Source organism: Allobosea sp. 01N443, assembly GCF_056399325.1.
Map to the genome: position 1 here is coordinate 1 of NZ_JBFTRC010000198.1, position 10,485 is coordinate 10,485.

11 protein-coding genes are annotated in these 10,485 nt (G+C 61.7%); 8 read left to right on the forward strand and 3 right to left on the reverse strand.

Features of this window, described 5'->3' with window-relative positions; all coding sequences use genetic code 11:
* Both AC1DRP_RS30665 and AC1DRP_RS30670 read left to right on the forward strand, forming a co-directional pair.
* Positions 1-173, forward strand: a 173-nt coding sequence (locus tag AC1DRP_RS30665) for a transposase (RefSeq protein WP_476770471.1), incomplete at its 5' end; no start/stop codon positions are given.
* 290 nt (positions 174-463) lie between these two features.
* Complete coding sequence (locus tag AC1DRP_RS30670; RefSeq protein ID WP_476770461.1) at positions 464-715, forward strand: GlsB/YeaQ/YmgE family stress response membrane protein; 252 nt, start codon at positions 464-466, stop codon at positions 713-715.
* Between the two features lie 302 nt (positions 716-1,017).
* On the opposite strand, the gene AC1DRP_RS30675 is transcribed toward AC1DRP_RS30670, so the two are convergent.
* Positions 1,018-1,944 carry a LysR family transcriptional regulator gene (locus AC1DRP_RS30675; protein ID WP_476770462.1) on the reverse strand — a complete coding sequence of 309 codons (927 nt, stop codon included), beginning with the start codon at positions 1,942-1,944 and terminating at the stop codon, positions 1,018-1,020.
* A 131-nt stretch (positions 1,945-2,075) separates the two neighbouring features.
* Between AC1DRP_RS30675 and AC1DRP_RS30680 the strand changes: the two genes are divergently transcribed.
* The 3 genes from AC1DRP_RS30680 to AC1DRP_RS30690 all read left to right on the forward strand — a co-directional run bounded on the left by AC1DRP_RS30680 (position 2,076) and on the right by AC1DRP_RS30690 (position 4,916).
* On the forward strand, positions 2,076-3,263 hold the full coding sequence (locus AC1DRP_RS30680; RefSeq protein WP_476770463.1) for an MFS transporter: 1,188 nt from the start codon (positions 2,076-2,078) through the stop codon (positions 3,261-3,263).
* Between the two features lie 23 nt (positions 3,264-3,286).
* Entirely contained in the window at positions 3,287-4,378 is a 1,092-nt protein-coding gene (locus tag AC1DRP_RS30685; protein WP_476770464.1) for an alpha/beta hydrolase, read from the forward strand.
* Between the two features lie 124 nt (positions 4,379-4,502).
* On the forward strand, positions 4,503-4,916 hold the full coding sequence (locus tag AC1DRP_RS30690) for a cyclophilin-like fold protein (protein ID WP_476770465.1): 414 nt from the start codon (positions 4,503-4,505) through the stop codon (positions 4,914-4,916).
* A gap of 248 nt (positions 4,917-5,164) precedes the next feature.
* Here AC1DRP_RS30690 and AC1DRP_RS30695 read toward each other — a convergent pair whose 3' ends face one another.
* On the reverse strand, positions 5,165-6,061 hold the full coding sequence (locus AC1DRP_RS30695) for a LysR family transcriptional regulator (protein WP_476770466.1): 897 nt from the start codon (positions 6,059-6,061) through the stop codon (positions 5,165-5,167).
* A 275-nt stretch (positions 6,062-6,336) separates the two neighbouring features.
* On the opposite strand from AC1DRP_RS30695, the gene AC1DRP_RS30700 reads away from it, so the two are divergent.
* The 3 genes from AC1DRP_RS30700 to AC1DRP_RS30710 all read left to right on the forward strand — a co-directional run bounded on the left by AC1DRP_RS30700 (position 6,337) and on the right by AC1DRP_RS30710 (position 8,606).
* Positions 6,337-7,071, forward strand: coding sequence for an SDR family NAD(P)-dependent oxidoreductase (locus tag AC1DRP_RS30700; RefSeq protein WP_476770467.1), 735 nt, complete (start codon positions 6,337-6,339; stop codon positions 7,069-7,071).
* A 203-nt stretch (positions 7,072-7,274) separates the two neighbouring features.
* Complete coding sequence (locus tag AC1DRP_RS30705; RefSeq protein WP_476770468.1) at positions 7,275-7,874, forward strand: NADPH-dependent F420 reductase; 600 nt, start codon at positions 7,275-7,277, stop codon at positions 7,872-7,874.
* Positions 7,875-8,363: 489 nt separating this feature from the next.
* Positions 8,364-8,606: a hypothetical protein gene (locus AC1DRP_RS30710; protein WP_476770469.1), complete on the forward strand. Its 243-nt coding sequence runs from the start codon at positions 8,364-8,366 to the stop codon at positions 8,604-8,606.
* Positions 8,607-9,610: 1,004 nt separating this feature from the next.
* Here the strand turns inward: AC1DRP_RS30710 and AC1DRP_RS30715 are convergent.
* On the reverse strand, positions 9,611-10,012 hold the full coding sequence (locus AC1DRP_RS30715) for a GreA/GreB family elongation factor (RefSeq protein ID WP_476770470.1): 402 nt from the start codon (positions 10,010-10,012) through the stop codon (positions 9,611-9,613).
* Positions 10,013-10,485 lie beyond the last annotated feature (473 nt).

Below are 10,485 nucleotides of genomic sequence, written 5' to 3' on the forward strand. Positions count from 1 at the left end.
GGAAGAAGGTCGAGATGCTGTTCGCGCACCTGAAGCGCATCCTCAAACTCGACCGCTTGAGACTGCGAGGACCATGCGGTGCCCGCGATGAGTTCCTCCTCGCAGCCACTGCCCAGAACCTCAGGAAAATGGCGAAGCTGATGCCGGTAGGAGCGCCGCCACTGGCGGCATGAGGGCGAAGGCCTCTCTCACAAAGCCACCCAGCCTCGATCGATAGCCTACCCAGCGCCGACTTCTTCAACACAATCGGCCCAAAGCGGACTTCGATAAGGCTCAAGGGTGCTGCGCCAAGCACGGCCCCCGTGCACATCGCGCCCCAGCCAGCCGCCGCGCATTGCCGTCCGGCTCGGCTCGTTCTATCCTTTCAGAGATCCCATCCGAACGGGCCTTGCTGAGGGCCCTTTTTGCCGTAACGCCTCAAAGTACACGGTTACTATTGGCTGCATTGCTGGGGAGGTCGCGTATGGAAATCGGTTGGATCGCCGCCATCGTTGTCGGCGGAATTGCTGGCTGGCTCGCCGAGCAGTTTATGAAGAGCGACATGGGACTTGTGATGAACATCGTCCTGGGAATCGTAGGGGCCGCTGCTGCTAGTTGGCTGTTCGGCCTTATGGGTATCAAATTCGGTCCCGGTTGGGTCGGTTATTTGATCGCGGGCTTCATTGGGGCAGTTATCCTGATCTTCGCCGTGCGGATGGTTCGACAACGCGCTTGATTAATTCCGTGTTGCCCGGCCCTGGMTGGCGTCGAGAAGCAGACTAGGTTCGACCTCACCACCAATCTTTGAGGACCGTCAAGGCGTGTATGCGGCCTCACAATACCGCCAATGCTCCTCGCCCGCGCGGACGGGGTGATCGAAGAAAGCGGCGCAATGTCGGCTTTTGGCCCATCCCGCCCTGGGGAGCCGACCTGGCGAACTTCAGCTAGCCACCCAACCCAGTCGTAAGCCACGGGTGGAAGCCTTGAGGCGGCGTAGCGCCAACTCCGGACATTCGAGGCCTGCCGGAAAGCGGACTTTCAGCCCAGGCCAGAAGACCGTCCTGATCCTGCCTGGCTTCCGTAGCGCAAAGCGTCGACAACGACCTTGAAGGCGGGAAGGTTCTGGCGGCGGCTGGGATAGTAAAGGAAATAGCCGTCGAAAAAGGGCGACCAGTCGTCCAGCACCAGGACCAGTTCGCCCGACGCGATCTGCCGCTCCACTATGTCGTCGGGGACGTAGGCGATGCCATAGCCGTTCACCGCCGCATCGATCATGGCGTAGGAGTTGTTGAAGGTGAGCTGGCCGCTCACCCGGACACGCAATTCCTTTCCGGCTTTTTCGAACTCCCAAGCATAAAGCCCGCCGGCTGTTTCGTGGCGCATGTTGATGCAGACATGCCCGACTAGGTCCTGAGGATGGTCCGGTACTCCGTGCGCAGCGAGATATCCGGGCGAAGCGACCGCTACCAGCCGCCAGTCCGGGCCGATGCGGACCGCGATCATGTCCATCTCGACGCTCTCACCCAGACGGACCCCTGCGTCGAAACCCTCCTCGACGATGTTGCGGAAGGTGCTGTCGAGGATCAGTTCGACATTGATGTCGGGATAATCCCGCAGGACCGGCCTGAGCTTCGGCCAGACCACGCTTTCAAGCGCATGGTCGGATAGTGTCAGCCTGACCGAGCCCGACGGCTTGTCGCGCAACGCCGTCAGCGCCGCGATCTCGTCCTCGATCTCCGCGATCCGCGGCGTGATCGTCTGGAGCAGGCGCTCGCCCGCGGTCGTGGTCGCGACATTGCGCGTGGTCCGGGTCAGAAGGCGAACGCCCATGCGATCTTCGAGCTGCTTGATCGCGTAGCTGAGAGTCGATTGCGCGACGCCGATCTTCGCCGCCGCCCGGGTGAAGCTGTGCTCCTCGGCGACGATCTGAAACCACCGGAGCTGGTTGAGATCGGTCTTGTCCATGAGAACCCTCGGTGTCTGCCTGCCGAGATTAATCGATCACATCGATCAGTGCATTCCAATTTCGGCGGGTAATCGTTCCGAGCCTGAACCACTATTTTGCACCGCATCAACAGATGCAGGAGCGACCCAACATGGCGGCTACCGCCGTATCGGAGGAAGGAACCAAGCCGACCGCCGCCTGGGGCGCCGTCCTCTCGATGGCGCTTTGCGTGGCGATGCTGATCGCTTCCGAGTTCATGCCGGTCAGCCTGCTGACGCCGATGGCCGAGGGGTTGCGCGCGACCGAGGGCCAGACGGGTCAAGCGATCTCGATCAGCGGTCTCTTCGCGGTGGCGGCGAGCATGGTCATCACCACGGCCGCCGGGACGCTGAACCGGAAATGGGTCCTGGTCGCGATGACGGCCTTCATGCTGGTCTCGCTGGTCCTGGTCGCGGCCGCCCCGAACTTCGCGGTGCTGATGCTCGGTCGCGCCCTGCTCGGGATCTGCATCGGTGGCTTCTGGGCGCTCGCGACGGCCGTGATCATGCGCCTGGTTCCCGAGAGCGAGGTGCCTCGCGCGCTGGCCCTGATGTATGGCGGGCAAGCGATCGCGGCAGCCTTCGCCGCGCCCGTCGGCAGCTATCTCGGCGGTCTGTTCGGCTGGCGCGCGGTGTTCTGGGCGCTGACGCCGATCGTCGCCGTCAACCTCGTCTGGCATGTGATCGCCCTGCCGTCGCTGCCCGCGCGCCAGCCGCAGGATTTCCGGACCACGTTCGGCCTGCTGAAGCGCCCGTATTTCCTGCGCGGCCTGATCGCGTCGATGCTGTCCTGGGGCTCGGCCTTCACGATGTTCACCTACCTGCGCCCGTTCCTCGAACAGGTGACGGGAGCCGACGTGACGACGCTGTCGATCCTGCTGCTGGTGCTCGGCTGCGCTGGCTTCCTTGGAACCTGGGGCTCCGGCCGCTTCCTGCATGGCAGCGTCGCTCCTCTCCTGAAGCTGCCCGCGCTGCTGATGGGCGGCTGCACGATTGGTCTCCTGCTGCTCGGCGGCTCGGTCGCTGCAGTGGGCCTCTTCCTGGCTCTCTGGGGTGCGATGAACACCGCCATGTCGGTGATCTGGATGACCTGGATGTCGCAGAACGTCGACGATGCGCCGGAGGCCGCCGGAAGCCTGATGGTGGCCGCGATCCAAGCCTCGATCCTGCTCGGGGCCGTGGTCGGCGGGATGCTGCTCGATGGCCTGTCGATCTTCGCGACCTTCCTGGGGAGCGTCGCCCTGGCCGCCATCGGCATCGCGCTGATCGGCAACGGAAAACGTCTGCTGAAGCCCGAATAGCCACAGAGAACGGGGAGATAACGATGGACACCTCCAACACGATCACAGCGTCGTCCGCACGACTGGACCGTCGCGACTTGATGAAGCTGACCTGTGCGGGCGTCGCCGCCTTGGCAGCCGCATCACTCTTCAACCTCTCCAAAGCAAAGGCTCAAGGCATGACAGCGGACTGGGACAAGACTTTCCCGAAGAGCGAGAAGGTCGATCATCGGAAGGTCACCTTCAAGAACCGATACGGCATCACCCTGGCGGGCGATCTCTATTTGCCCAAGGGCCAAGGCGATCGGCGGCTGGCGGCGCTGGCCATTGGCGGGCCGTTCGGAGCGGTGAAGGAACAGTCGTCTGGCCTCTACGCGCAGACGATGGCGGAGCGCGGATTCGTCACGCTGGCCTTCGACGCGTCCTTCACGGGTGAAAGCGGTGGCGAGCCCCGTAACGTCGCCTCGCCGGATATCAACACCGAGGATTTCAGCGCGGCGATCGATTATCTCGGCCTGCACCCCTCCGTCGACCGCGAGCGGATCGGCGTCATCGGCATCTGTGGCTGGGGCGGCATGGCCTTGAACGCCGTCGCCGTGGACAAGCGGGTCAAGGCCGTCGTCGCCAGCACGATGTATGACATGACCCGCGTCATGTCGAAGGGCTACAACGACAGCGTGACGCTCGAACAGCGCACGCAGATGCTGGAGCAGATGAGCCGGCAGCGCTGGGAAGACGCCGCGAACGGAACCCCGGCTTACCAGCCTCCCTACAATGATCTGAAAGGCGGCGAGGCGCAGTTCCTGGTCGACTACCACGACTATTACCGGACGCCGCGCGGCTACCATCCGCGCGCGGTCAACTCGGGCAATTCCTGGACCCGGACGACGTCGCTCTCGTTCATGAACATGCCGCTCCTGACCTACATCAAGGAGATCTCGCCGCGCCCGGTTCTGCTGATCCACGGCGAGAAAGCCCATTCGCGCTACTTCAGCGAAACCGCCTATGCGGCGGCCGCGGAGCCGAAGGAACTGATGATCATTCCGGGAGCCAGCCACGTCGATCTCTACGACAAGGTCGACGTGATCCCGTTCGACAAGCTGGCCAGCTTCTTCGGCCGGCATCTCGTCGCCTAATCTCGACCGGACACGAAGCGATGGGGCCGCCGCCCTCGGTGGGCGGCCAAAGGCTCGCAGGCCGAGCTCCCGCCGCTGGACCGGCGGGAGCTCGGTGAACGACATCACTACGGAGGATCGGACAATGCTGCTCAAAGCCACTCGGATCGCCGGCGCCATACTCCTCGCAACGATCGGAACAGCAATGGCTCAGGAACGCATCAAGATCTCGTCGGAGTGGGGTTCCGTTACGGCGGAGCTCGCCGATAACGCCGCGACCAAAGCGCTGCTTGGCATGCTGCCCCTGACCATTCCGATGACGGACCACCTTCGTCAGGAAAAAACGGGAAGCTTGCCGTCGGGTCTGCCCGCCGCAGCGCGGCAGCGCGCCTTCAAGAGCGGGACGATCGGGCTTTGGGGCCCGGACCACTTCGTCGTCTACTATCGTGATGGCCAAGTCCCTCAGCCCGGTATCGTCATCCTCGGCGAAGTGAAGGGCGGGGCTTCGATCTTCGACCGACCCGGCTCTATCTCGATGCGGGTCGAGCGGGCGGATTAGATGGCTGGGAGGCGGCAGTGACCAGACTGATGGCTTGAGCCAAAGTTGCGGACAACCTTAGGCCACTCCGTAGCGCATCATCGAACGATATCGGCGGCCGAGCGCCATTTGCGGAAATTGCCACATTGCCCAAAAGCAGACGCTACGAGTGTGTTGGCCAGAGTTCCGCTCTCGCCCAAGTCGGACGCTGGGGATGTCCGCTTGCCGGCACTTGTCCACTGCAAGCGTCGCCGGCGACCTGCCGGGCGTCAGTCGCGCGATATGGACAGCCCCGCGAGAAGCGGAGCGTACGCGGCGAGCCTGCGGGATACGAACTCGGTGAAGAGCCGCACGCGCTTCGTCTTGCGTGTTTCCCCCTGCGTGAGAAGCCAGAGCGTCCCATGCATGGGCAGGTCGATGCCCGGCACCCTCACCAATAGAGCGTCGGCATCTCCGACGAAGCACGGCAGTTTCGTCATCCCGATCCCTTGCTGCGCCGCTACGATCTGCGTCTCGGCGTCCGGGGTTCTGAACGGAACTCCCGTGGTGTGAACCTCTCCCTCGCGCGCCCAGACCGGGAATCCATGACTGTCTATGACGATCCACCGCATCGGATCAGGCGCGCCCGCACGCCACGCGGCTAGTCGATCGCGAGACATGTAGACGCCGCTCAACAGCTCCGGTCCCATCAGGCCGTGAAGATTGAGCGGCAGTGTCTTGCGGTCGGAGACGATGCGGATCGCGACGTCGGCCTCTCGGTTGGTCAGATTTGCCAGCTCGCCGGACGACGAGATTTCCATCTCGATGTCTGGATGCATACGCGCGAAATCGGCCAGATCCGGCATGAGCAGGTGTGTGGCGAGGAACGGTGGAAGCGTCACCCGCAAAAGCCCGCGCGCGCTCTGGTCGCKACCGAAGACGCGCGTCTCCAGTTGGTGCGACGACGCTTCCATCTGGTTCGCGAGTTCGAGGACCTCCTCCCCCGCAGCCGTCAGGCGGTAGCCCGAAGGCAGCTTTTCGAACATGTGCGCCCCGAGGCGTTCCTCGAGCTGGGCGATGCGTCGCAGCACGGTCGAGTGATTCACCCCGAGGCGCTTGGCGGCAGCCCGCACTGAGCCTCCGCGCGCGACGGCAAGAAAGTAGCGAACGTCATCCCAGTCGATCATGGTGCAATCCCGCACCGCAGAGTGCGCCTTCCAAAGCCCGTATCTAACACATCGAACAGCAGTACGGGCGACCGTCATAGCTTAAATCGACGAGCGCGGCCCAGTTCCCAACGGCGGACACCGATCTGCGCGGCTGGCGTCAGTCGTCCAGCCGGATCGATTTCGCACCACCGATCTGCGCGTTTCCGCACTCAACGTCGGACTCAGTTGGACCCATGTTGAGGTTCTCGGGGGCCTCCCCGAACAACCAAACACGGAGCCTGAAGAGAGAAGTCATGGGAAAGCTTGAGGGTAAGGTTGCAGTCATCACGGGTGGATCGAGCGGCATGGCGCTGGCGAGCGCCAAGCGGTTCGTTGAAGAAGGGGCCTATGTTTTCATCACAGGCCGTCGGCAGGAAGCGCTCGATGAGGCCGTCAGGCTGATCGGCCGGAACGTGACCGGCGTGCGCGGCGACGCGGCCAATCTCGACGACCTCGACCGCCTGTTCGATACAGTCAAGCGGGAAAAGGGCAAGATCGACGTCCTGTATGCGAGCGCCGGCACGGGCGAAGCCGTCCCACTGGGCGAGATTACCGAGCAGCATTTCGATGCGACCTTCGGCCTGAATACGCGCGGCACGCTGTTCACCGTGCAAAAAGCGCTGCCGCTGTTCAACGATGGCGGATCGATCTTCATGACCGGATCAGTTGCTTCGGTGAAAGGTTTTCCTGGTTACACCGTGTATGCGGCGAGCAAGGCGGCGTTGCACGCATTCGCACGTGGGTGGCTCAACGAACTGAAGGGCAGGAATATCCGGGTGAACGTGCTGCACCCGGGGCCGATCGCCACACCGATGCAGGACCAAGTCCTCACCGAGGAGGCGAGGAAGATGTTCGAATCCCTGATCCCGCGGGGAAAGATGGGTCGTCCCGAGGAAATTGCGGCGGTGGCGCTGTTTCTTGCTTCAGACGATTCGAGCTTCGTGAATGGGGTGGAGTTGTCTGTCGACGGCGGCTTCTCGGCCATCTGAATTCGCGCCGGATCGCGGGAAGCGGCTGACGGGCGGCAACCAGCGTGTCCATGGTGGAACGATTTCCGCGCTGGACGGTCAGTCCGGCCGCACGGAAGTCGTTCACGGCAGGACGTCTACGCGAAGGTCGCCACACAGCGGAACGAATACCCAGCGCCGTTGAAGCCCGGGGATTCATTATCAACACGGATCGGAGAAGTATTATGAGCTATGCGATTGTAGGATTCGGTAAGATAGGCCAGGCCCTCGCCCACGCCTTCGCCCGTAAAAACATCGACGTGACCGTCGCGAGCCGCCGGCCGCCCGAGGCGTTGGCGCCGCAGGCTCGGGCGATTGGACCCACGGTCGTCGCCAAGTCGCTGCGGGAAGCACTCGAGGCCGACACAATCATCTTGGCGGTCCCGTTCGGGGAACATCGCGAGGTTGCGAAGGCCCTGCCGAGCTGGAAAGGCAAGACGGTCATCGACGCGATGAACACGTTGCCAGTCCCTGAGGAGCTGGACGGTCTCCCGTCCTCCGCCTTCGTCGCGAAGGCGTTCACCGGCGCCAAGTTCGTGAAGGGTTTCAATCACCTGATTGCGGCCACCCTGGCTGCCGATCCGATCGTCGAGGGCGGGCACCGGGTCGTCTTTCTGTCGAGCGACGACGAGGACGCGATCACTCTCGTGGCGGATTTCGCCAAACAACTAGGGTTCGCACCCGTCAAGCTGGGAAAGCTCAACGAGGGTGGCGCGCTGGTACACGCACGCGGCCGCACTTGGGGCGAGTTGATCTTCCAGGACCTGTTCAAGAAGGAGCAGTAGCGGATTTACTGTCCCCGGTCAGAGGGGCTGCTTGCCCGGGCGAGGGGTCTGCGACTTCCACAACGAGCTGGGGGCCGGGACATCAGAAACGCGCTTTGATGTCCATGGCGCTTCAGTGAGTTCATCCTCTCCCCGCCAAAACCGTCAGAGGCCTGATGCTCAGATGGAAGCAGTCATCACAAGACAAATTCTGATGTTCACGGGATTTCGATGCCACCTGCTGCCGCGTATAGTGCTATCTGCTCCGGTCACTCTTCGTGTTTTTATGAAACAGGAGCGCTAAATCACCAAAAATTACCAGATTTATGCGCTCACCTTGTACTACGTCCCGCTTTTGACTTTCCGTCCCACCCAGATGTTCTAGACATGTTCCGGCCTCGCGCATCTGCTTGTCCTGCGATACGTGATGTCCTCAGGTACAATTTTCGCACCGCTTCGATAGTGGCAGGATTAATCAGCTTGTTATCTTCCAAGTCCTGAGGACCTGACATGGCAAAGATTAAACTTGCGGTATTCGTTATGGCGACGGCCGGAATCGCCTTCACCGGGCTTGCCGCGACAACGGAAGTCGCAAATGCCGTCGTTTATTGCGCCTATATCGGTTATCCCGCCGGATGCGTCGCGCGGCCCGGCGTTCGTCTCGTCGCTCGGCCAGTCGGCGTCGGCGCCGTCACCGCGCCTCGGCCCGGAAATCGCAACGGCGGTGTCAACAGGGTTGGCGTTCGTCGCTAGCGCCAAACTCCTGTCCGGAAGCTGACCCGATCCCATTGCAGACTCAATACGAAAGCAAGTCCGGTCGGGAACGAAATGATATCGGGAGGAGGATGCCTCGCCATAAAGTGTCCGGGTAAGCACGACGTCACCGAATTCCCAGGAGGAAAATTCGAGCTTGAACTGCGCGGACGCTTCCGCCTTAGAGAACCGAGTGCACCACGCGTCGAACTGATCTTCAGGTAGCAGCGCGCGGAAGGGCTTTCGTAAAGAACATTTCGACCGCGGTTCGCCCCTGCTGAGGGAAAATCGAGTTGGGATCAGGTGAGCCGGGATGGGCGAGCACGACGCATAAGTGAGGTCGAGATCTGTGCCGCCGATGCCGGACTGGAATCTCGGCTACCGTTCCCTCGCCATGCAAGGCCAAGCTGAGGACATGGAAGTCTTGACGCTGTTCYTGCCTCAGCACTTTTGCCAGGAGGAACTCGTCGATTTTGGAGGGGCGTGTGATCTGGAGCTAAATCGGCAGGGTGCGTGCTCATACCATCCCCATCCAAAGGGCTGGCGCCGGCATATGCCGGAATTGGTCTGTCAAACTGGCAGGCAGGTGCAATGGCTACCCAGCCGTCTGCCCATCTTGCGCACAATGACAAGGCATTCAAACCAATTTAATGGATCGTTGAATGCAATAAAAATGTTATATGCGCCTCAGGAGCTGCCTCGTCATGGCTATGGAACGCGCGATCCGTTCTGGGGATCGTCCGGATGCTCGATGGCGCCTCGGCCGATCCTTATCCAGCCGCAGCAACACCGACTTCCTCGACACGATCGGGCGAAGCCCGCCCCTAGGGTGAGGCGTTCGTATGCCTGCCCTCATTCGGGCCGCGAGCAGGCGGTGGTGACCGGCTCGCGGAGGGCCGCGAGTCGACGCAAGCAGCGACGACCTCATCGACTTTCTCTCGACGCCGTCGCGAGCGCCCCGCTGCCTGTTCAGGTCGGGCTTGCCGGCCCGGCTCTGCCGCCGGTCACACAGCTCGCGGTTGGCGGGCCGTGGCCGCAAGGAGCCGGATGGTGCGCACGCGGCCCGCGGGATCCGTCCAGCTCATGCTTTGCCCGGCCGTGAGGCCAAGAAGATGTGTTCCGACGACGGTCAGGACCGAGATGATGCCGCGTGAGGTGATGCTTCGCCCGGGGATGAGGGTGACGTCTCTGACGGCGCCGCTGCGCTCCTTGAGATATCGGCCTGGCGCGTAGAGAGTCAGGCAGTTTGCGGGGAGCTCGGCGGGGCTGACGATCCGGGCTCGGTACAACTCGTCCATCAGCCGGGAAGCGGCGACGACGCGACCTTCATGCAGGACAGTCTGAACGAGGCCGGACAAAATCCCGAGGTCGTCATGCGTGATGTAGATGTCGGGGAGCGACGCCATCCTTGGGCTCAATGCCGGATCGGATCGTCTCGAGCGTGATGAAACGGCCGTGCCTGCCGCTGGCCAGGAGTCCAGTAGCCATCCGGATTCGGGGGAAAGCAGTTGGAGCGCGCCTGTGGTCCCGGCCCTACCGTGCGGTGGAGCAATAGCTGTCGCGCGTCAAACCCGGGCTCCCAGTATGCGAGGCAATGGATCGCGGAGAAATTCTTCGCTGAAAACTGATAATATCCCATGGTGGTAGAGGTCGTATATTTCAATTATGGAAAAATAAAGTGAATAATATACGAGTAAAAATATGGTAATCTTAAATTCGACAGATTGGTATACTAAACAAACAATATTCATAAATTTGATTTTCAATCTTTGCAGGACTTATTTTCGATCTCATTGCTTGAACTAAAAGATATATAAAAATCTAGATTTCGAACAAGCCCACGCTCCAAATTTTCCTTCCCAAGCCAGCTTTCTGTGTG